This is a genomic window from Enterococcus sp. AZ009 (genome assembly GCF_050548785.1).
Taxonomy (GTDB): Bacteria; Bacillota; Bacilli; order Lactobacillales; family Enterococcaceae; genus Enterococcus_D; species Enterococcus_D entomosocium.
This window is the reverse complement of record NZ_CP172960.1, coordinates 494,517-515,081: the sequence shown is the minus strand read 5'-3', so window position 1 is coordinate 515,081 and position 20,565 is coordinate 494,517. Positions and strand designations below refer to the sequence as shown.

Sequence of the window (20,565 nt, the reverse complement as noted above, 5' to 3'; positions counted from 1 at the left end):
AAGTAAAAAACCTTTAATTAGACAAGAAGCATTGAAAGTCTGTGCTGTAAGCTTCTTTAAATTGTTTCTAAAATATAGTATACCACAAATTCGCATTTTTGTAAACACCAAGTATACATCAAAAATTATTTGTTGACTAAAAGTAGAATTTATGATATTATATGATTATAGAGAAGAAGGGGCTGATAACATGGAATTTGGATTTGCAATAAAATACCTAAGAAAGGGTAAAATAAAGTATACCCAAGCAGACCTAGCAGAAGCAATCGGAGTCGACCGCTCATATATAGGTAGTTTAGAAACCAATAAACGTACTCCTTCATTAAGCACTCTCATAAAGATTGCAAATAGTTTAGGCGTAACATTAAGAACACTAATTAATTTATCTGTTTTAAATGAATTACTAGATAAATATACTCTACCAACAGGTAATAATTCCCAAGAAATAATATCAAATGAACAAATAGAAGCCATTGGCACTCCCGAAGCTTATGCTTTCAGAGATGTATATATTACTTTTGATAAAACTAATTTTCATAATCATCTTGGAGAATTTTTAGATGCAATAGAGTTGCGTACAAAGCAATACCAAGATAATAAGACACCCTCTAATACTAAAATAGAGCCAGTAACTTCTATTAATAATATCAGTCTTTCAAAAATAATTAATAAAGGTGTCAAAAAGGAAAACAAAGTACTTTTTAAAAATACGTTACTAACTGATGGACAGCTATTAGGTCTTAATCAATATTTAGAAGCAATTACAAATCAGAATAATGGAGGTGTATAAGATGGAGCGATACTAAGTGTAACATCTTAAAATAAACAGAAACTAAAATTTAGATTTACTCCTACTATTGCTCCCAATAGACTATATCTATTGACCGATATCTAGGAGGAAAGAAAATGGCAAAAATATCAAAGTACAAAAAGAATAACGGTCAAGTAGCATGGATGTTCAAAGGACATGTAGCCACTGATCCACGAACTGGTGAAAAAGTAAATACCACACGTAGAGGCTTTAAAACTAGGCAAGATGCAAAAAAATCACTTGATGAACTAGCATACGAGATAAAGTACGGGGTCAAGAAGAAAGCTTCTGATATGACTTTCGAGGACTTGTATGAAGAATGGATAACCCATCAACGATCAAGTGTTAAACCTTCGACAGTAGCTATATCTGTTAGGTTTGCTAAAAATCAAATACTACCTGAGTTTGGTAAGTTGAAGTTAACGGATATTTCTGTCCCATACTGCCAGAAAGTCTTAAGCAAATGGCATGCAAAATATAAGATGTGGGATTCTATTCGAAAACAGACTGGACAAATTTTAGCCTATGGCGTTTCTATGGAATATATTGATAGTAACCCTATGAGAAAAACAATGCGTCCTAAGCATAAAGAGTATGAGGAAAAACGAAAGTTCTATACTAAGGATGAATTGAATACCTTGCTAAATGCATTCAAGGACTTTGGAAACACTAAGCAATATGCTTTCTTCAGATTACTAGCATATACTGGGATGAGAAAAAGCGAAGTTCTTGCATTACAGTGGAAAGATATTGATATGTTTAATAAGGAACTGCATGTTAACAAAACAGTTGCGATTGATGAACATAAGAATATCATAATCCAAACGCCTAAAACCAAAGCCTCAAGAAGAACGATTTCTCTTGATAAAGGGACTTTAGCAATCTTAAATGACTGGAAGATGCAACAAAGAACTGAATATCTTAAACTAGGCTATAATACGAGCTCAGAAGAGCAATATGTTTTTACAACACTTAAAAACACGCTATACATTCCAAACACTGTGAATGATTGGTTAAGATATATTTTGAAAAAGTATAACTTACCTCGTATTACGCCTCATGGGTTCAGACATACCCATGCTAGTTTGCTATTAGAAGCTGGAGAATCTGTTAAGGTAGTTCAACAACGATTAGGGCATGAAAATAGTAAAGTGACGTTAGACATCTATGCACACATTACAAACAACGCACCTAAGAAAACTGGTCAAGAGTTTGCTGATATGATGGCACATCAGTAAAAAAGCTGGTCAAAAGCTGTTCGTTTCTGTTATCAAGGTAAACTAAAAAAGCTAGAATCCTTATATATCAAGGGTTCTAGCTCCTATAACAGTTTTAACCTACACTGCCTTCCATCTCATAACTAATCAACCGGTTCAATTCGACTGCGTATTCCATCGGTAATTCTTTGGTGAATGGTTCGACGAATCCCATGACGATCATTTCGGTTGCTTCGCCTTCGGAGAGGCCGCGGCTCATTAGGTAGTACAGTTGTTCTTCTGAGATTTTGGAGACTTTGGCTTCGTGTTCTAGGGACACTTGGCTGTTGTGGATCTCATTGAATGGGATGGTATCGGATTTCGATAGGTCATCCATGATGATAGTGTCACACTCGATATGGGAGATAGAGCCTGCGCTCTTCTTGCCGAAGGTGACTTGTCCACGGTAGTTTACTGCACCGCCATCTTTAGAAATTGATTTTGAGACGATGGAGCTGGAGGTGTTTGGTGCATTGTGAATCATTTTTGCACCAGTATCTTGGATTTGGTTGGCACCTGCAAAGGCAATGGAAAGCATCGTGCCCCGTGCGCCTTTGCCATCAAGATACACGCTAGGGTATTTCATCGTTGTTTTGGCACCTAGGTTGCCATCGATCCATTCAACGGTAGCACCTTCTAAGGCTTTGGCCCGTTTGGTTACTAGGTTGTAAACATTGTCTGACCAGTTTTGAATGGTGGTGTAGCGGCAGTAAGCGTCTTTTAGGGTAAAAATTTCAACGATGGCTGCGTGCAAACTATTGCTTGAATAGGTTGGGGCGGTACAGCCTTCGACGTAATGGACGCTGGCGCCTTCGTCAACGATGATCAATGTGCGTTCGAACTGACCGGTATTTTCGGCATTGATTCGGAAATAGGTTTGTAATGGCACATCGACACGAACGCCTTTTGGTACATAGATAAAGGTACCACCTGACCAAACGGCTGAGTTTAAAGCAGCAAGCTTATTATCGGTTGGTGGGACTAATTTTGAGAAGTATTGTTTGAACAGCTCAGGGTATTCCTTCAAGGCTGAATCGGTATCGGTAAAGACGATGCCAAGTTTTTCAAACTCTTCTTTCATGTTGTGGTAAACGACTTCTGATTCGTATTGGGCAGAAGCGCCAGCCAGGTATGCCCGCTCGGCTTCTGGAATACCAATGCGCTCAAAGGTCTCTTTGATTTTTTCTGGTACGTCATCCCAATCACGGGCAGGACGATCACTTGGTTTTTGGTAATATTTGATGGCATCAAAATCGATGTCAGACAGGTCTGGGCCCCAGTTTTGCATGGGCATCTTGTTGAAGGCTTCAAGAGACTTCAAGCGGAACTCAAGCATCCATTCTGGCTCTTGCTTGACCCGTGAGATTTCACGGACGATGTCTTCGGTCAATCCTTCGCCGGTACTAAAAACAGGCTGCACGTCATCGTGGAAGCCAAATTTATATTCTTCTAATTCGGGTACACCCATGGTTCTCACTCCTTTTGTAGTGCGGTTGTCTATTCGCTGGTTTCTTCAGTGTCAGATTCATTGGCGTGGCTGTGACTGACAGATGCTTGTGTACTGTCGGCAGCAATGGCTTTTTCTAATGCTTTCCAAGCTAAGGTCGCACACTTGATGCGTGCAGGAAACTTCGCCACACCCCCAAGCATGGAAGCATCGCCTAAGCGATCGCTTTGGGGAATGTCGTTTCCTTGGACGAGCTCAGAAAACAAGCCTGATAGTTCACCAGCTTCTGCTAGTGTCTTACCGATAATCGCATCCCCCATCATGGATGCACTGGCGGTACTGATGGAACAGCCTTCGCCAGTAAACGCGATGTCTTTGATGGTGTCTCCTTCGACAGCGAGCTCCAAGTGGATCACGTCGCCACAGGTAGGGTTATTCAATTCGACTTTGTACGTTGAATCATCCAAGGTGCCTCGATGATGTGGGTGGCTGGAATGATCCAGAATGACTTGTCGATACAAATTATCTAATTTCGTTAGTGCCATGTTGGAAAAACTCCTTCGTCAGCTTGATGGCGTCAACCAGTCGATCGGCGTCCTCTCTTGTATTATACAGGTAAAAGCTGGCCCGTGCAGTCGCTGGGACTTGCAAATAGGTCAAGAGGGGTTGGGCACAATGATGACCGGCCCGTACCGCGATGCCTTCCATGTCTAAAGCGGTGGCAACATCATGAGGATGGATGCCAGATAGATTAAAGGCGATCACTCCCGTGCGTTTTGCTGCTTCTTGGGGACCATAGATGGTCAAACCTTCAATGGCTTGCAGTTTGGGCAAAACGTAGGCAGCTAAGTCTGCTTCATGGTCGTGGATATTTTCTAAGCCGATTTCTGTTAAGTAATCGACCGCTGCACCTAAGCCGATCGCGCCGGCAATATTTGGTGTGCCCGCTTCAAATTTCCACGGCAGTTCTTTCCACGTGCTTTCTTTCAGATGGACAAAATCGATCATTTCACCGCCAAATTCGACGGGCTCCATTTGATCCAGCCATTGCCGTTTGCCGTATAAGACACCGATGCCAGTTGGTCCGCACATTTTATGGCCAGAAAAGGCATAGAAATCACAATCCAGTGCTTGGACATCAACTGCCATATGTGGAACAGCCTGAGCACCATCCACCACCATGACGGCTTGGTGCTGATGCGCCAATTTGGTTAGCTCTGCAATCGGATTGATCACGCCTAAAACATTGGAAACGTGCGCGATCGAAACGATGGCGGTTTTGTCTGTGATCTGTTTCTTGGCATCTTCCATGTCCAAGGTGCCTTCTGGTGTCAACTGGATATATTTCAAGGTAGCTTTTTTCCGAGCAGCTAATTGCTGCCAAGGGATGATATTGGAGTGATGTTCCATATAAGAAATCACGATTTCATCGCCTTCATTGACAAAACGGTCGCCGTAGCTGCGGGAGACCCAATTTAAACCAGTGGTCGTCCCTCGAGTAAACAGCACTTCCGCCGTCTCACTCGCATGGATAAAACGGCGAACCTTTTCTCGTGCGCCTTCATAGGAATGGGTCGCCCGTTCTGCGAGGGTATGAACCCCACGATGAACGTTGGCATTGTCTTGATGGTAATAATCGGTGATTGCCTGCAGCACCGCCTCTGGTTTTTGCGTAGTGGCGGCATTGTCGAGGTAGATCAATGGTTCGTCATTTACGAGCTGATCCAAGATGGGAAACGCTTGTTTCACTTTTTGGGCATCGATCATGCGAGCAACTTCCCTTCGATAACGGCAACCAATTCTTGTTGCACTTCTTTGACTGGGATCGCGGTCAAGACGGATCCTAAGAAACCACGAATCACCAAACGTTCCGCTTCTTCTTTGCGCAACCCACGACTCATCAAGTAGTACATTTCTTCTGGATCGACCCGTCCCACACTGGCTGCGTGTCCGGCTGTTACTTCGTGCTCATCGATCAAAAGGATTGGGTTAGCATCGCCACGGGCTTGGTCTGAAAGCATTAGGACACGGCTTTCTTGTTGCGCGTCCGCCCCTTTGGCTCCTTTTAAAATGTGTCCGATACCGTTAAAGGTTAAGACGCCGCGTTCTCTGATAACGCCGTGTTGCAGGATATGACCAATGGAATGCGGTGCTTTGTTGGTTACGCGGGTATCGATTCCTTGTGTTTGGCGTCCAGCACTGATTGCGACCGCTTTGACTTCCGAATGCGCGCCTTCGCCTACAAGATCAGAATCAAAGTCTGCCACGACGTCGCCGTCATTCATGACTCCGATCGCCCAATCTACCATCGCATCTCGTAATACGTAGCCGCGACGATTCATGTACGTAGTAATGTTGACACCTAACTGATCAATCGCAGAGAATTTGACCTTCGCGCCTGCTTTGGCAATTACTTCCACTACGATATTGCCTGACAGTTTTTTCGCTTGGTCGCCTTTGGTTTGGAAACGTTCCAAGTAGCTGAACTCACTGTGTTCATCGGCAACGATCAAAATGTGTTTGAAGAAATGCGCTTGGCTATTGCCATTGTGGTAGAAAATCGCTTCAAGGGGTTCTTCGATCACCACGTTTTTTGGTACATACAAGAACATGCCGCTATTCATAAACGCCGCATGTGCTGCGGTCATTTTGTCTTCGTCCATTGGCACTGCTTTGGTCATATAGTATTGATTAACCAACTCTGGTACTTCTTTCATTGCTGTAAACAAGTCGGTAAAGATCACGCCTTTGTCGATCAACTCTTGCGGTAATTGCTCAAAGATCGTGGTGCCATCGAACTGAACGAGGGTCGGATGGTTATCCATCGCGTCAAAGGCAGGAACTGCGCCTGCCACTTCTTCTTCTGACAAAGCGTACTCACCAGCAAGTGCTTGTTCGTCGATATTGAACAATGGCCAACGCTCGTAACGCACCCGCTCGATTTTTGGAAACGCAAGTTCATCCACTTTCGCAAGGGCTGCTTGGCGTAATTCCAACATCCATTCAGGCTCTTCTTTTAACGCTGAAAAAACGTTGACTTGTTCAAGATAATCCTGTAATTTTGCCATTTACCTTGCCTCCTTACGCTTCTTCTTCTTTGTAGTCGATCCCTAACTCTTTACTGATCCCAGCATAGCCTTCTGCTTCTAGGCGTTTGGCTAAGTCTGCCGAACCGGTCATCACGACACGGCCTTCCATCATGATATGAACCACGTCTGGTGTGATGTAGTTTAACAGACGTTGGTAATGGGTGATGATCAAAGCGCCAAAGCCTTCGCCGCGCATTTCATTGACGCCTTTTGCTACGACTTTCAAGGCATCGATATCTAGACCAGAGTCGATCTCATCCAAAATCGCAAAGGTTGGATCTAGCATCAACAATTGCAAGATTTCATTTCGTTTCTTTTCTCCACCAGAGAAGCCTTCATTCAGATAGCGTTCCGCCATTTCTTCGGGCATATTCAATAAATCCATTTTTTCATCTAATTTTTTCAAGAAATCCATGACAGAGATTTTGTCGTCTTCGTCACGTTTGGCATTGATCGCTGCCCGCATGAATTCTGCATTGGTGATGCCTGGAATTTCACTTGGGTATTGCATCGCCAAGAACAAACCTAAGCGAGCTCGCTCATCCACTTCCATTTCCAAGACGTTTTCGCCGTCGAACAAAATTTCTCCTTCTGTCACTTCATAATTCGGGTTGCCCATGATGGCAGCGGACAAGGTTGATTTCCCTGTACCGTTTGGTCCCATGATGGCATGGATCTCTCCAGTTTTTAACACTAAGTCAACGCCTTTTAAGATCTTTTTATCTTCGATTTGGACGTGTAGATTTTTGATTTCTAAAACTGACATTTCTTTCCCTCCAGTATCTTTTCTTTCTCACTATTTTAGACTAATTGAGAATGAACTTCAAACGCTATTCCCGACTTTTTTAAAATATTTCTAATCTGTACATTGGAATTATTATAAAGTATTACATAGAGATAGTACATGGTTATTGTTCAGAAAGTCGACTATTTTTGAAATTTTACTTTTATCTTTCAACTATCTTCTTTTCTCTATTGTTGAAACCTTGTATTCTTAGGAAATCAAAGTGAAGGACCCTCACTCGTTTTTTGTGAGGGTCCTTCACTTTTTCCATCCTGCTGTTTTTTTAACTATAATGGAAAATTAAAGTTCATCATAAAATGCTGTGCAACGTTAATCAGTTCTTTTTTTGATAGTTTCCCTAAAATTTCAATCTTTCTACCGCCACGCTCGGAATAATCTAGCGTATAAACTTGCTTTGTATTTACTTTACTCCCAGGTTTCAATTTATCGTGTTGAATATCGACAAAGTAAGGACGCTTCCGATCTGTACTCGTTATTGGACAAACAATGATCAAATTTGAGGTGTAACTGTACTCATCCCTGCTGATGACTAAAGCAGGCCTGCGCTTTTTGATTTCACTCCCTTTCGAGGGATCAAAATCAATAAATACAAGAGTCCCTTGTTCGAGCCTATTCATCAAGCTGCCTGCCTTCAACAATAAAATCAGCAGCTAGCATATCTTCTTCATCAACAAATTCTTTCTCTTTCGCAGCTAAAAAATAATCATCGATCTTAGGAATCAAGGAAATCGTACCATCGTTTTCTTTGCTGATAAAGTAGGTCTTACCAGCAGGAATCTCAAACTTACTTGCTAGCGTGACCATTACCGCATTTCCTTGCTTTCTTGTTTTCACTGTATCCAAAACAATCACCTTTCCTTCATAACATGTATAGTCTATTTTACCACGTAATTACTGTAATTACAAAATACAGCTAGGAGATCAGCCCCTTTTTTACTAGGTACTTTACTATACGCAAAATGCATCTGATAAATCATCAACAACGAAAGAGGACACGAAAAAATTTCGCATCCCCTACCTTCACTTCTGCTGTGCCCATTCTTCTCGCAAGATGCCATACTTGATGGAATCATAATAGGTGCCTTCCCAGAAACGGACTTTGCGGATCTGGGCTTCTTTGGTCATCCCTAGCTTTTCTCCTAGTTTCATCATGCGGTGATTGCCCGACCACGTGGTGTACCCGACACGCTGGATATGAGGCTGTGATTCAAACAACTCATTGATCCACTGGCGAATTGCTTGGCTGCCAATGCCTTGATTCCAAAGGGAAGCATCATAGATGGCTATCCCGAATTCCAACCACTGCTGCAAGGTATTGTCTTCCCAATAAGCGGTCGCGATCCCCACGATTCTACCTTGATAGCTGATCGCTTTACGTAACGGGTTGTCGATACAGCTAGCGCCAAACCCCGTTCGAAATTCTTCCCACGTCAATACGGGGTCTTGGAAATACGGTCCATCCCATTTTTTCCATTCTAAATCTGCCTTTGGTCCATAGCTGATCGACCAAAGTTCAGCAAGCATTTCTTCGGTAATCGGTTGAAGTGTGACTGTTTCTGCCATCTTCAAGCCCTCCTTTCTCCTAGAAAAGTCGTCTCCTTAAACGGTTCTTCACGCGTTGTGAAGAACCGTTTGAGATATAAGTAAACGTATTGTGATTGACGATCAGTGCTTATTTCCCGAAAAGCTTTTGGAGAAATCCTTTTTTCTCAGAGACTTCCTTTGTTTCAGTCACCTGAAGCGGTCCAGTTTCCTTCACGACTTGCTGAAAGCCACGATTGTCTTGCAGCAACAGACCGTTTAGTTCCAGGATCCCAGACAGACTGCCAATCATCCGCCGCACTTCTCCCGCACTTTTGCCGAAAAAGCGCTGGTCGTCATTTGCTTCGGCTTCTTCCAAAATAACCAGCAGCTGCTGGATGCTTTGATTTTGTTCACCTAAGACGTACGACAACTGGTCAACTTCCACTGTTGTAGTGGCCGCTGACGGTACTAAATCCGTTACGAGCTTTAAGCTATCTAAATAATCCTTTAAGTCAAAAATGAACGTTTGTGCCGCTTCATTGTTCGTTAATTGACTTTGACTCAATTTTCTTTGTAGCGCTTCCAATTCGCTTGAACGTTTAGAAAGTTCGCTTACGATCGTTTCTGTATCCATACGCCACCTCCTAATGACATTGTCCCGTTTTCTCTTTCATCCGTCAAGAATTCGTCGGACTTTTTTCAGCGTTTTTACCGATCAGACCTGCCTATTGCTCCTGTTGGTACTTTGTCGGTGCACAGCCATAGCGCTTCGCAAAGAGCCGATTAAAATGGTTGATGTTTTGGAACCCAGATTGAAACGCCGCCTCTCGAATCGTCAGTGTTTCGTTGCTGCGTAGATAAAAAAACTTTTGAAACCGAGCTTGCAATAAATCTTCTTTGGGCGTGGTATGAAAAAACTGTTGATAGAGCTTGTAGAATTGGCTTTTACCGATGGAAAGCTCTCGGCTAAACTGGTAAAAATCCCATTGCTGTTCGCAATTGACTAACATTTTCAACCGCATCGCTTGAAACAGTTGATAGTGTTCATTTTGTGGTTGCGGGATGCTTTCTTCAAAATTGCGTTCAAGTAAGACCAATAGATTTGTCATATACGCCGCAATCAATTCTTCCGTGTGCCGTTGTGGCAACAAGGATTCATGATTGATCTTTTGGATCAATTTGTTGATTTGTTGAATATTTTTCGGCTGGAACAATTGGTTGCAAGGGATCGCATAGGTTTCTTCGATCACCTGATCCGTTTGAAACTCAACAAAGCTATTAAAAAAATCTTCTTTGCCACGATAATTTTGATAGACGGTTGGAGGAAAAAGAATGCAGCTACCTTTTTCACTAGTTTCTTGATGACCATCTTCAAAAGTGAAAACCATTGGAGACAAAGTCAACACGAAAAGATAATGCTTTAAGCCAGAGGGTCGATAAATATGATCGGAAACAGCATTGTGCATTTGAAATCCTGAATAGGTTACGTTCAACTTCTCACTCCTTCCTACTTGCCTTTAGTATAAAGAAAACGGACAAAACGTCAATAGAATAAGACAGAATGTAGTGTTTATTTTCATGGACTATCGCTACAATGAAAGAAAAGAAAGGGGTTGCAAAATTGAAGGAAACTACGATGTATTTAGACAAACACTTTATTTTGGCACCAGTCGACGAACGGATCTACGGCTCTTTTGTGGAGCACTTAGGGCGCTGTGTGTACGAAGGGATCTATCAACCAGAAAGTCCTTTTGCCGATGAGCAAGGCTTTCGTCAAGATGTCGCTGCCTTGATCAAGCAGTTGAATGTGCCGATCGTCCGTTACCCAGGAGGCAATTTCGTCTCTGGGTATAAATGGGAAGATAGCGTCGGCCCTAAAGAGCAACGGCCAGCAAAAATCGATTTGGCCTGGCGGGTGATCGAAAGCAATCAGTTCGGCTTAAACGAATTTATGGATTGGACCAAAGAAGTCAATACGGCACCGATGATGGCGATCAATCTTGGGACACGAGGAATCGAAGCAGCGAAAAACTTGATTGAATACACCAATTTAAAAGGCGGCAGCTATTATAGTGACCTCCGTCGTGCCCATGGGGTGGCCGATCCTCATGACATCAAACTTTGGTGTCTAGGCAATGAAATGGACGGTCCTTGGCAAGAAGGACATAAAACAGCCGATGAATATGGCCGTCTCGCAGAAGAAGCTGGCAAAGCGATGCGTCTGGTGGACCCAACGATCGAAACCGTCGCTTGTGGTAGTTCTTCTCTCACGATGCCGACCTTTGGCATGTGGGAAGATACAGTATTAAGTCATTGTTACGATCAAGTCGACTACATTTCCATGCACCAATATTATGGCAACCGTAACGGCGATAGCCAAGATTATCTAGCAAGCAATGTCGCAATGGATCAGTTCATCAGCCAAGTCGCAGCGATCTGTGATGCGGTGAAAGCCAAACGCCGAAGCAAGAAGACCATCAATATTTCCTTCGACGAATGGAACGTCTGGTATCACTCAAATGAACAGGATCAAAAAATTGAACCTTGGAGTCAACACCCACCACAATTAGAAGACGTCTATCACTTTGAAGATGCGTTACTCGTCGCAAGCATGATGATCACGATGCTTCAGCACGCAGATCGCGTCAAAATCGCCTGCATGGCACAGCTGGTCAACGTGATCGCACCGATCATGACTTCCGATACTGCCGCTTGGAAACAAACGATTTTTTATCCCTATGAAATGATCAGCAACTATGGTCGCGGTCACGTGTTGCATAGCATCCTTCGAGGAGCTGATTTCGATAGCAGCCACGGAAAAGCTTCTTATGTGGATGCCATTGCGATCGAAAACGAAGATGACTATTTAACCTTTTTCTTGGTAAATAAGGATTTGCAGGATGCTAACGAATTCACTTGCGACTTGCGTCAATATGATTCATTGCAAATCGCTACCCATCAAGTGTTGCACCACCCAGACTTGCATGCCGTCAATACCGAAGCAACCCCGAACAACGTTGTACCCGTCAATGGAAAAACAGCGGAATTGAATGACGGCATTTTGCGTGTCGTCTTGGAAAAACAAAGCTTCCAGATGCTACGCTTGAAGAAAAACGGCAGCAAGTAACGAGCCTATCTGTTTGAGCAAAAAAGCAGCAGCCTTGGTGACATCCTGAAAAAATGAGACTTTTACGGAGTGGAGACATCCACTCCTTTTTTACGATCCACCGCCCTGTTCAATTGCTATTTTTCGCATTCTTAACTGATCTGGGCAAGAAGGCGGCAACTGCCAGCTTACTTTCTCAAAAAAATGAGACGACAAAAGAACACCCTGCGGCAGCTAAGATACCGCAGGGTGTTCTTGATTCATTGTTTAGCCGTTATAGGCATCAACGATGATTTGTTTCAATTCAGAGATTAGTGGTTCTTTTGGATTTGCTGTTGTACATTGGTCTTCGTAAGCCAATTCAGCCATACGATCAACTGTTGTATCTAGTGTTTGTTGAGTGACGCCTTGCGCTTTCAAGCTCATGTCGATACCAACAGATTGTCCTAATTCGTAAACAGCTGTTGCCAATGCTTCAACCAATTCAGCCGTTGTTTTGCCTTTAAGGCCTAAGAATTTCGCAATGTCTGCGTAATCTGTATCGGCACGGAAGAAGTCATATTTAGGGAACATTGCATGTTTTTGCGGGTCTTTGGCATTGTAACGGATGATGTGCGGTAAAAGAATCGCATTTGTACGTCCGTGAGGAATACCATATTCACCACCGATTTTGTGGGCTACTGAGTGACAAATACCTAGGAATGCATTGGCGAAGGCCATACCTGCCATTGTTGAGGCATTATGCATTTTTTCGCGAGATTCCATATCAGGTGTTTTCACTGATTTTTCTAAGTAGTCAAAGACTAACTTGATTGCTTGTAAGCTCAATCCACGAGTGTAATCAGAGGCCATTACGGACACATAAGATTCGATCGCATGAGTCAAAACATCCATTCCAGTGTCTGCTGTAACAGACGCAGGTACTGACATTACGAATTGAGGGTCAACGATTGCTACATCTGGTGTCAATGCGTAATCAGCTAATGGGTACTTCACGTGTGTTTCACTGTCAGTGATAACCGCAAATGGGGTTACTTCAGAACCAGTACCAGACGTTGTTGGGATACAAACGAATTGCGTTTTTTCTGGTTTGTCGATCTTGTATGTCCGTTTACGGATATCTAAGAATTTTTGTTTCGCGCCGAAGAATGAAGTATCTGGGTGCTCATAGAACATCCACATGCCTTTGGCAGCATCCATTGCTGATCCACCACCAAGGGCGATCACTGTATCTGGTTTGAAATCAACCATCATTTTTGTTCCAGCGTAAACGGTGTTTGTTGATGGGTTTGGTTCTACGTCAGAGAAGACTTCGATTTTCACGTCATTTTTACGACGAGCAAGTACTTCACGAACCGTATCGCAATAGCCGAATTGAACCATACCAGGGTCACAAACGATCATGACACGTTCAACGTTTTCCATTTTCTCCAAGTACATTAGAGAGTTCTTTTCAAAGAAGATTTTTGGTGGCAATTTAAACCATTGCATATTATTTCTCCGTTTCGCTACAGTTTTCACGTTGATCAAGTTCACAGCAGAAACATTTCGTGATACAGAGTTTTTCCCGTATGAACCACAACCAAGTGTCAATGATGGAATCATTTCGTTGTAGATATTTCCGATACCACCTTCTGCAGATGGTGTGTTAACTAAGATACGGCAAGCTTTCATGCGTAGGCCGAAGGCTAATTGCAAGTCTTCGTTTTCAGTGTGGATCACCGCTGTATGGCCTAATCCGCCTAAATCAAGCATTGCTTCACATTTTTCGAACGCGTCTTCTGTGTTGTTTGCTTTGATCATTGCTAAAACTGGAGAAAGTTTTTCTCTTGATAGTGGGTAATCAGCACCGACACCGTCAAGTTCAGCGATCAATAATTTTGTTCCTTCTGGTACGTTGATGCCTGCTAATTTCGCGATATCCATTGCTGAATGACCAACGATTGCTGGATTTACGGCATATTTCCCTTCGTTCATCACGGCATCTTCAAGTTTTTGTAATTCTTTTGCTTTTACAACATATACTTGATGTGCTTCAAATTCTGCTTTCACAGAGGCATAGACTTCTTTATCAACGATCACTGCTTGTTCAGAGGCACAGATCATTCCGTTATCAAAAGTTTTTGACACGATCAAATCATTGACTGCTCGTTTCACTTTCGCTGTTTTTTCGATATAAGCAGGTACGTTCCCTGGTCCAACACCTAATGCAGGTTTACCAGTTGAGTATGCTGCTTTGACCATGCCAGCGCCACCAGTTGCTAATACGATCGCAATTCCTGGGTGGTTCATCAATAAGCCAGTCGCTTCGATTGATGGATGCTCGATCCATTGCACACAGTTTTCAGGTGCCCCAGCAGCGATGGCTGCATCACGAACGATACGTGCAGCTTCTGCTGAACATTTTTGTGCAGATGGGTGGAAAGCAAAAACGATCGGATTACGTGTTTTCAAAGCGATCATTGCTTTAAAGATCGTTGTAGATGTTGGGTTGGTTGTTGGTGTTACCCCACAAACGACACCAACTGGTTCAGCGATTTCGATCAAGCCTTTTTGTTTGTCTTCATTGATCACGCCGACTGTTTTGTCATGTTTGATACTGTTCCAAATATATTCTGAAGCGTACATGTTTTTGATTGCTTTATCTTCATAGATACCACGGCCAGTTTCTTCTACTGCCATTTTAGCTAAAGGCATGTGTTTGTCTAATGCTGCCATTGCCATTTCATGAACAATGTGGTCCACTTTTTCTTGATCAAAGCTTTCCATTTCTTTTAACGCCACATTTGCCTTCGTTGCTAAATCGTCGATCATTGCTTGTACGTCGATTGTCACTTCTTTTTCCAATGTCTTAGCCATTGTTTGTCCTCCTAGTTTTTAAACATGTTTTGTTTGTTAACTACTTCACATACAAATCATACAACATCTTTTTTTGTTTGTAAATAGTTTTTGTGATTTTTTTCACAGTTTTATTAAACTCCCTTTAAATTAAGCGTTTTCAAGAGCTTTTAAGGAAAAGAAGTGGACAAAAGTTTCGGTTTTTATTAAGAAAAATGTCATGTGCTAAGTTGAACAATGGAGGGGTTTACGAAAACACCTTATCCCTACTAAATATGATCATCTGCTCTTTTCACTTTTTCTGTCAAACGTCATATGATCTGAAAGGATTATTCATAAGAAGGGTCCTCTAATACATCCCATTTCATTAGGCGTTGGCTTCTTGCCGTAAATGCCTTCTGTTTAAACACCTCACAAGCTTTTATTACAAGAGGTGATGCATTTTGTTCATTTAGCTGCTCGATGGGGAAAAAAACTGCTCCCAATGAATCTTGGCCTGTAAATTGAGGAACATTCTTCTCAAGACTTCCAACGGTTGTTTGAATCTCATAAAAGACACAGATGTGATTATTCATAGATGTTCCTTGATAGTGCCAGGGGTAAAGAAAATTAATTGCCCCTAATTGATGATAGCTAGTGACGGTCATGCCGGTTTCTTCTTTAAATTCTCGGCACAGCGTGTCTTCCAGCAATTCACCTGCCTCCATGCTGCCGCCCGGCAAATCATAGCGGTTTTGATAAGGTCCCGCCTTCTTTTTGATGACGGCCAAGCAGTTGCCTTGAAACAAAATTCCATATACTCCAAATGCGGTATGGTACAACCGAATCCCTCCTAACTTGTATCTATTCTACGTAAATCAAAACAAATCATCAACAGGCTTAGTCGATTTATGTCTTACATCGAACATGCTTGGCTTGATTCATAAAAAAACGACCAGCCATCGCTGATCGTCTTTCTCTTTAAAACAAATCCTCTTGGTCTACTTCTGTTAGAGGCTTCCCGTGGGCAAGCTGGGAAACAACGTGCGCCATCTTTTTGTAGGAATCATTCAATCCGATTCCGCCTTTTTTCGGCATCTTCAAGATATAGATGTCTTTGGCATAGATTGCCACTGCTGGGTTTTCCTCTGACATCGCTGCAGCCCCTGGAATTCCTTGTGCATTGAATACTTTCGTCAATCCTGCTGCCATTTCGCCAAAATTAGGATAATGCATCGCAGGTCCGCAAAGAACGGCATCGGCGTCAAATTTTTTAGCAAACCCCACAAATTTTTTATTCACTTCTTCTTGATGCTCGTGATAATATTGGTCACCACAATAAAGTGTTGCAACGATTTGTGCGTCTTGCTCTTGAAAAAGTGGATTCAAGGTTCGACCTGGACCAAGGGCAGCTTTTTTGCCGCTTGGCGGCAACTGAGCATTTTCATCACTTCCCATCCCTGCAGTGACATGATTAAGAATCAAAATTATTTTTTTCATGAGCGGTGCCTCTTTTCTTACAGATCATCAAAATCGAAATCATCAAAATTGATTTCCTCTTCTTCTTGTTCAACGGCATCCGCTTCTTCTTTTAGATATTGATTATCTAAGACTTTGATAAACGGGTAATAAATAGCCATTCCTAAGAGGATCAACAAGACTTGTAACACGGCCGCTTGCCAACCACTGACTAAGAAACCAGAAATAATCGGTGGCGTGGTCCAGGGCAGTTGAATTCCATTGGTATAGTTGACTAACCCAAGATCCATACAGAAGTAAGAGATAATAATATTGATCGTTGGCACTAAAGCAAAAGGAATCAGCAGAACTGGATTCAAGACGATCGGTAACCCAAAGATGATTGGTTCATTGATCCCAAAGATACCTGGTATCAACGATAACTGTGATAGTTTTTTGACCCGTTGGCTTTTACAGACTAAGATCATGACTAAAATCAAAGACAATGTCGAACCGCCCCCGCCAAAGGTCGCGAACATGTCTTGAAATTGACCGGTGATGATGTTAGGAATTTCTGCGCCATTCTTGAAAGCATCTAAGTTTTCAATAGATAATGCCCGTAAGATAGGGTTGAAGACAGCGCCGACCACACTGGAACCATTGATCCCAAAGAACCAGAAAAAATGCAAAAATAGGTAGGCTATGATCATGGCACCTAAAGTATTTCCTAAACTTAACAACGGTGTCTGTAAGAACTTAAAGAGGATCTCTTGCAGATTGCCATAAGACGTTAAGTTGGCTAACCAGTTGGCGATCATAAAAACCGTCACAATCACAAAGCTGGGAATCAATGCCTCAAAGGATTTCACCACGGTTGGGGGAACACCGTCAGGCATTTTGATCGTCCACCCTTTGCGTAATAACGCAACGAACATTCTGGTGGAAATCAAGGCAACGACCATCCCTAAGAACAAACCGCTGGAACCCATCCACCGTAATGGCAGGCTGCCAACTTCATACACTTCCGTAGAGCCTTCTGGTGTGAAAACGGTCGTAAATGGTGTCACGATAAAAAAAGAAACGAGTGAAATAATGGCTGCTTGCATGGCATCAACTTTAAACTGTTTTGCCAAACTATACCCGATCCCACCAACGGCTAAAATCGTCATAATGTCAAAGCTGGCTGTTGCTGGCATATTCAACATCGTTGCCCAGTTGTCTCCCAGCAAACTGCTCATCATCTCGTTCCAATTTGGAATCGGAAAATTGGTCAAGACTAAAAAGAGTGAACCCACGATCAACAACGGTGTGGATAATAAGAAACCATCACGAATCGCAATCAAATATTTGTTTTCACCGATCGTCTTTGCCATCGGTGTTAACACTTTTTCTAACCAGTTTAAAAATTTCTGCATTTTTCTTCCTCCCATCTGCGTGCTATCTGGCAGATAACACGTAGTCCCCTGTTACTCCAACACTTTTATTACTTTGCTTTGGCTTTTTTGATCAAGCTTAAGGCATCTTTCAATGCTCGTTCGCCATCCATCATGCCGTATGCTTCTGTTGCGATCGTGCCGACTGGAATCCCCATTGGCTCGAAAGTTGCTTTCATTTTGCTATCTAAGTGTCGTACTTGTGGACCTAACAAAATAGCAACTGGTTTTTCTTGTTCGACTTTTTCTTCTGCATGGATTGCAGGGAATGCTTCGATCGTCAAAGGCATGTTGTGCTTTTTGACGACTTCCATCATTTTATTGACCATGATACTCGTTGACATTCCAGCTTCACAAAACAAATAGATTTTTTTCGTTGCCATATCCATTCCTCCAATGTTTGTTTTTCTCAATCGCGGTTGTTAGACCGGCGCTTTGATTCGTTCTTCATACGCTTCCAACCATTCTTTCGTAATAGGCTCGATCATGGTTGTCTGCTCAGGTCCTGGCGTTGCCATAAAAATAGCTGGCGCTTGATTGGTGGTTGCGACACTAAAGGTAAATTCTACATTGGTTGCCACGCCCCAGCGCCCCTGTTTATCTAAGGCGATCAGCGAGAAGGCGCCGGCTTTGCCATAGCGCTTCTTCAATCGCGCTTCAAAGTCGTAAACAGCTTGATCACATGCTTCTTGCGGTGCTAGCCCTTCTCCCATCAAACGGACGATTTCGTAGGAAAGGCAGCCTTTCATCAAGTCTTCCCCTAACCCTGTGGCAGCGGCACCGCCGATTTCACTATCCACATAAAAACCAGAACCAGATAAAGGTGAATCGCCGACACGACCGCTTTTTTTCATAAATAAACCAGAACTAGAGGTTCCTGCTGCCATACTTTGGTGTTCATCTAGCGCAACTACTCCCACTGTATCGTGGCCGTCATAGGGATCGAGGTTGTTGGCAGCGATCTCTGCTTTGCGCTTTTCCCAAATGGTTTTGGCTCGCGGTGTCAGCATCGCTTTGGGCTGGAATCCTTCGGCAAGCGCATAAGCGACCGCTCCTTGGCCGATCCGAAAACTATTGAATTTTTCCTCACTTAGGCGGCGTGCCACGGAAATAGGATTTTCCACATCGACGATCCCAGCGACGGCACCAATTTTGAAGGTATCACCATCCATGAAGGCAGCGTCCATTTCCAACACGCCTTCTTCGTTGGGCAGCCCGCCATACCCCACCGATTTATAAAATGGATAATCTTCCACTGCTTTAATGGCTGTTTCTACTGCATCTTGGCAGGAGCCTTGTTGTTCTAATATTGATTTAGCAGCGAGCACGCCATCGTGTGCCATCCGCCATGTAGCAATCATTCCCCACATAAATATCCCTCCATTTTTCATAGCGCTTTCAAGTATATTCTATACGGTATATACTACTATGTCTATACTAAAAAAAGAGTTTCTCAAAAAAATTGGAAAAACTCTTCTTCGTTCGCGTCTTCGCTTATTTTGTCAGTGCTTGTAAGCTGCGCAGATAAATTTCAAGATTCATCCGTAGATCAGCAACCGCCATGTACTCATCTTGGTTATGAGCGATCCCTTTTTGCCCTGGAAAAGACGGACCGAAAGCAAGGATATTTGGCATCTTGCGGGCATAGGTTGCTCCTGTAGTGGTCACGGGGGTTGGATCATTGCCCGTTACTTGGTGATAGATCGTCGATAGCGTTTGGATTTCGGGGGCATCTTTTGATCGGCAGAACCCCGGAATGCTGCGAAGGATCGTAAGGCTTGCCCCTTCTGGCAATGCCTTTTGCACCCCAGCGAGTACTTGTTCCTCCGTTACCGATACAGGATAGCGAAAGGCCACTTCTAACGCTAGTCCACTGGCGGATTTTTGGAGAACCACAGGGGCCAAGATCAACTTTCCTGAATCAGCATCTTCTAGTACCAAATCAACGCCTTCGCCATAGTGCTGCTGGTGAAAACTTTGGGCGATCCACTGCAAAGCTGCTTGCAAGGACGGTGTCGCCGCTAGTTGCGGTGCTGCTTGCTGGGCAAGCTTTGTAATGGCATTGTCCCCTAGCTCAGGGGCATTGCTAGGGGAGCGTTTGCCTAGTGCTTCAAAGGACTGGCTGCCTATGGTTACCGATAGGTGGTCTGGCACATGATCGCGGAATTGATCGCCAGAAAACGCCGCTAACAGCTGCTGTTCTTGGGCGGGCAACGGAAAATCAAGTTGCACATTGACGACACCTCGTTCGCCGTAAACCACTGGGTACTTGCAGTCTGGCGTAAAACCAAAACGCGGTGGCTGCTCAGCCGCTAGATAATGCGGGATATCCGACATACCGCTTTCTTCATCTGTACCGAAAATGATCCGCAGCGGTAATTGCGGTTGATGACCAAGGTCTTTCAACAATTTCATGGCAAACAAACAGCTGATGATCGGGCCTTTGTTGTCTAAAATCCCTCGGCCATAAAAGTTGCCGTCCTTTTCAGTTAGTGCAAACGGTGGATAGCTCCAGCCAGAACCTGCCGGCACGACATCCAAGTGTCCTAACACACCGATATAGTCGGTATCCGTTGGTCCCCAATGGGCATAGCCGATTGCATCATCAATGACCGTTGTTTGAAACCCGTATGCTGCGCTTTTTTCCATGACGTATGCTAACACTTCTCGTGGTCCCTTGCCATAAGGCGCATGGGGCGCCGGCTCACCTTTGACGCTTGCAATCTGCATCACTTCGCTCAAAAGCGTGAGAAATTCTGACCAATTGGCTTCAATACTTGCTGTGAGTGGATCCATTGTCTTCACCTCTAAAGGATTGA

Annotated in this window: 20 protein-coding genes; 3 read left to right on the top strand and 17 right to left on the bottom strand. The window is 43.3% G+C overall.

Going from position 1 to position 20,565, the window contains the following annotated elements:
- Window positions 1-190 precede the first annotated feature (190 nt).
- Both IGJ74_RS02435 and IGJ74_RS02430 read left to right on the top strand, forming a co-directional pair.
- Complete coding sequence (locus IGJ74_RS02435; RefSeq protein ID WP_207462956.1) at window positions 191-790, top strand: helix-turn-helix domain-containing protein; 600 nt, start codon at window positions 191-193, stop codon at window positions 788-790.
- 116 nt (window positions 791-906) lie between these two features.
- Window positions 907-2,049: a site-specific integrase gene (locus tag IGJ74_RS02430; RefSeq protein WP_087664857.1), complete on the top strand. Its 1,143-nt coding sequence runs from the start codon at window positions 907-909 to the stop codon at window positions 2,047-2,049.
- Between the two features lie 94 nt (window positions 2,050-2,143).
- Here IGJ74_RS02430 and sufB read toward each other — a convergent pair whose 3' ends face one another.
- From sufB to IGJ74_RS02380, 10 genes are all read right to left on the bottom strand, one after another.
- A complete protein-coding gene (gene sufB / locus IGJ74_RS02425) occupies window positions 2,144-3,535 on the bottom strand; it encodes a Fe-S cluster assembly protein SufB (protein ID WP_016619705.1) in 1,392 nt (463 codons plus the stop codon).
- A 29-nt stretch (window positions 3,536-3,564) separates the two neighbouring features.
- A complete protein-coding gene (sufU, locus tag IGJ74_RS02420; protein ID WP_005232105.1) occupies window positions 3,565-4,059 on the bottom strand; it encodes a Fe-S cluster assembly sulfur transfer protein SufU in 495 nt (164 codons plus the stop codon).
- The gene (locus IGJ74_RS02415) at window positions 4,037-5,281 is read right to left on the bottom strand and encodes a cysteine desulfurase (protein WP_008376033.1); all 1,245 of its coding nucleotides are present in this window, start codon (window positions 5,279-5,281) and stop codon (window positions 4,037-4,039) included. The genes sufU and IGJ74_RS02415 overlap by 23 nt, the downstream gene beginning before the upstream one ends.
- The gene (sufD, locus tag IGJ74_RS02410; RefSeq protein ID WP_087664855.1) at window positions 5,278-6,582 is read right to left on the bottom strand and encodes a Fe-S cluster assembly protein SufD; all 1,305 of its coding nucleotides are present in this window, start codon (window positions 6,580-6,582) and stop codon (window positions 5,278-5,280) included. The genes IGJ74_RS02415 and sufD overlap by 4 nt, the downstream gene beginning before the upstream one ends.
- A 13-nt stretch (window positions 6,583-6,595) precedes the next feature.
- Window positions 6,596-7,369 (bottom strand): Fe-S cluster assembly ATPase SufC, encoded by a 774-nt coding sequence (sufC, locus tag IGJ74_RS02405; RefSeq protein WP_005232112.1) that lies wholly within the window; start codon window positions 7,367-7,369, stop codon window positions 6,596-6,598.
- A gap of 305 nt (window positions 7,370-7,674) precedes the next feature.
- A complete protein-coding gene (locus IGJ74_RS02400) occupies window positions 7,675-8,025 on the bottom strand; it encodes a type II toxin-antitoxin system PemK/MazF family toxin (protein WP_005232114.1) in 351 nt (116 codons plus the stop codon).
- Window positions 8,018-8,242 (bottom strand): type II toxin-antitoxin system PemI/MazE family antitoxin, encoded by a 225-nt coding sequence (mazE, locus tag IGJ74_RS02395; RefSeq protein ID WP_371860490.1) that lies wholly within the window; start codon window positions 8,240-8,242, stop codon window positions 8,018-8,020. Before mazE ends, IGJ74_RS02400 begins: the two co-directional genes overlap by 8 nt.
- Window positions 8,243-8,428: 186 nt before the next feature.
- On the bottom strand, window positions 8,429-8,971 hold the full coding sequence (locus tag IGJ74_RS02390; protein ID WP_008376042.1) for a GNAT family N-acetyltransferase: 543 nt from the start codon (window positions 8,969-8,971) through the stop codon (window positions 8,429-8,431).
- Between the two features lie 109 nt (window positions 8,972-9,080).
- Window positions 9,081-9,566, bottom strand: a complete 486-nt coding sequence (locus tag IGJ74_RS02385) for a hypothetical protein (RefSeq protein WP_087664854.1) — start codon at window positions 9,564-9,566, stop codon at window positions 9,081-9,083.
- Between the two features lie 91 nt (window positions 9,567-9,657).
- Window positions 9,658-10,425 (bottom strand): helix-turn-helix domain-containing protein, encoded by a 768-nt coding sequence (locus IGJ74_RS02380; protein WP_087664853.1) that lies wholly within the window; start codon window positions 10,423-10,425, stop codon window positions 9,658-9,660.
- A 101-nt stretch (window positions 10,426-10,526) separates the two neighbouring features.
- Here IGJ74_RS02380 and IGJ74_RS02375 point away from each other — a divergent pair, with 101 nt between their 5' ends.
- Window positions 10,527-12,059 carry an alpha-N-arabinofuranosidase gene (locus tag IGJ74_RS02375; protein ID WP_087664852.1) on the top strand — a complete coding sequence of 511 codons (1,533 nt, stop codon included), beginning with the start codon at window positions 10,527-10,529 and terminating at the stop codon, window positions 12,057-12,059.
- A 246-nt stretch (window positions 12,060-12,305) separates the two neighbouring features.
- Here IGJ74_RS02375 and adhE read toward each other — a convergent pair whose 3' ends face one another.
- The 7 genes from adhE to IGJ74_RS02340 all read right to left on the bottom strand — a co-directional run bounded on the left by adhE (window position 12,306) and on the right by IGJ74_RS02340 (window position 20,542).
- The gene (adhE, locus tag IGJ74_RS02370; protein WP_008376050.1) at window positions 12,306-14,897 is read right to left on the bottom strand and encodes a bifunctional acetaldehyde-CoA/alcohol dehydrogenase; all 2,592 of its coding nucleotides are present in this window, start codon (window positions 14,895-14,897) and stop codon (window positions 12,306-12,308) included.
- Window positions 14,898-15,205: 308 nt separating this feature from the next.
- Window positions 15,206-15,697, bottom strand: coding sequence for an NUDIX hydrolase (locus IGJ74_RS02365; RefSeq protein ID WP_005232154.1), 492 nt, complete (start codon window positions 15,695-15,697; stop codon window positions 15,206-15,208).
- Window positions 15,698-15,836: 139 nt separating this feature from the next.
- A complete protein-coding gene (locus IGJ74_RS02360) occupies window positions 15,837-16,355 on the bottom strand; it encodes a GrdB-related putative oxidoreductase (protein WP_087664851.1) in 519 nt (172 codons plus the stop codon).
- A 17-nt stretch (window positions 16,356-16,372) separates the two neighbouring features.
- On the bottom strand, window positions 16,373-17,728 hold the full coding sequence (gene celB / locus IGJ74_RS02355; RefSeq protein ID WP_034872054.1) for a PTS cellobiose transporter subunit IIC: 1,356 nt from the start codon (window positions 17,726-17,728) through the stop codon (window positions 16,373-16,375).
- Window positions 17,729-17,796: 68 nt separating this feature from the next.
- Window positions 17,797-18,129, bottom strand: a complete 333-nt coding sequence (locus IGJ74_RS02350; RefSeq protein ID WP_005227348.1) for a PTS sugar transporter subunit IIB — start codon at window positions 18,127-18,129, stop codon at window positions 17,797-17,799.
- A gap of 39 nt (window positions 18,130-18,168) precedes the next feature.
- Window positions 18,169-19,116, bottom strand: a complete 948-nt coding sequence (locus IGJ74_RS02345; RefSeq protein ID WP_087664850.1) for a N(4)-(beta-N-acetylglucosaminyl)-L-asparaginase — start codon at window positions 19,114-19,116, stop codon at window positions 18,169-18,171.
- 124 nt (window positions 19,117-19,240) lie between these two features.
- Window positions 19,241-20,542 carry a Sapep family Mn(2+)-dependent dipeptidase gene (locus IGJ74_RS02340; RefSeq protein WP_218193161.1) on the bottom strand — a complete coding sequence of 434 codons (1,302 nt, stop codon included), beginning with the start codon at window positions 20,540-20,542 and terminating at the stop codon, window positions 19,241-19,243.
- Window positions 20,543-20,565: the final 23 nt, after the last annotated feature.

What these genes read in the sequence shown, in the direction of transcription:
- IGJ74_RS02435 (WP_207462956.1), top strand. Translation starts at nt 191, where the DNA reads ATGGAATTTGGATTTGCAATAAAATACCTAAGAAAGGGTAAAATAAAG.
- IGJ74_RS02430 (WP_087664857.1), top strand. Translation starts at nt 907, where the DNA reads ATGGCAAAAATATCAAAGTACAAAAAGAATAACGGTCAAGTAGCATGG.
- sufB (WP_016619705.1), bottom strand. Translation starts at nt 3,535, where the DNA reads ATGGGTGTACCCGAATTAGAAGAATATAAATTTGGCTTCCACGATGAC.
- sufU (WP_005232105.1), bottom strand. Translation starts at nt 4,059, where the DNA reads ATGGCACTAACGAAATTAGATAATTTGTATCGACAAGTCATTCTGGAT.
- IGJ74_RS02415 (WP_008376033.1), bottom strand. Translation starts at nt 5,281, where the DNA reads ATGATCGATGCCCAAAAAGTGAAACAAGCGTTTCCCATCTTGGATCAG.
- sufD (WP_087664855.1), bottom strand. Translation starts at nt 6,582, where the DNA reads ATGGCAAAATTACAGGATTATCTTGAACAAGTCAACGTTTTTTCAGCG.
- sufC (WP_005232112.1), bottom strand. Translation starts at nt 7,369, where the DNA reads ATGTCAGTTTTAGAAATCAAAAATCTACACGTCCAAATCGAAGATAAA.
- IGJ74_RS02400 (WP_005232114.1), bottom strand. Translation starts at nt 8,025, where the DNA reads ATGAATAGGCTCGAACAAGGGACTCTTGTATTTATTGATTTTGATCCC.
- IGJ74_RS02390 (WP_008376042.1), bottom strand. Translation starts at nt 8,971, where the DNA reads ATGGCAGAAACAGTCACACTTCAACCGATTACCGAAGAAATGCTTGCT.
- IGJ74_RS02385 (WP_087664854.1), bottom strand. Translation starts at nt 9,566, where the DNA reads ATGGATACAGAAACGATCGTAAGCGAACTTTCTAAACGTTCAAGCGAA.
- IGJ74_RS02375 (WP_087664852.1), top strand. Translation starts at nt 10,527, where the DNA reads ATGAAAGAAAAGAAAGGGGTTGCAAAATTGAAGGAAACTACGATGTAT.
- adhE (WP_008376050.1), bottom strand. Translation starts at nt 14,897, where the DNA reads ATGGCTAAGACATTGGAAAAAGAAGTGACAATCGACGTACAAGCAATG.
- IGJ74_RS02360 (WP_087664851.1), bottom strand. Translation starts at nt 16,355, where the DNA reads ATGAAAAAAATAATTTTGATTCTTAATCATGTCACTGCAGGGATGGGA.
- celB (WP_034872054.1), bottom strand. Translation starts at nt 17,728, where the DNA reads ATGCAGAAATTTTTAAACTGGTTAGAAAAAGTGTTAACACCGATGGCA.
- IGJ74_RS02350 (WP_005227348.1), bottom strand. Translation starts at nt 18,129, where the DNA reads ATGGCAACGAAAAAAATCTATTTGTTTTGTGAAGCTGGAATGTCAACG.
- IGJ74_RS02345 (WP_087664850.1), bottom strand. Translation starts at nt 19,116, where the DNA reads ATGTGGGGAATGATTGCTACATGGCGGATGGCACACGATGGCGTGCTC.
- IGJ74_RS02340 (WP_218193161.1), bottom strand. Translation starts at nt 20,542, where the DNA reads ATGGATCCACTCACAGCAAGTATTGAAGCCAATTGGTCAGAATTTCTC.